We start from the raw sequence: 240 nt of genomic DNA on the forward strand, positions 1-240 counted from the left end.
TGGGCAAACTTCCGCATCTGCAGGAGTGGTGTACACTCTTGTGGGGATCGGTGGTCTGGTTTCTATTCCTCTATTGTCTCTGCCAGATGAGGATGAGCAAGAAAGCTCTAGCGACGATAGCAAAAAAGGTCGCCAAGCTCGAGGATATAAGTATCAAACCGAGTTTGCTGAAGAGGATGAAATTATCATTGTAGAGGAGTCTGCTACAAAGGCAGCAGACAATAAAGGAACAAACTCTAA

Annotated in this window: 1 pseudogene; it reads left to right on the forward strand. The window is 45.4% G+C overall.

Annotated features, from left to right (window positions below):
• Window positions 1-240, forward strand: a pseudogene (locus AC1ECF_RS17805) (hypothetical protein); the annotation flags it as partial.

It is taken from the genome of Psychrobacillus sp. Z3-81, assembly GCF_056620325.1.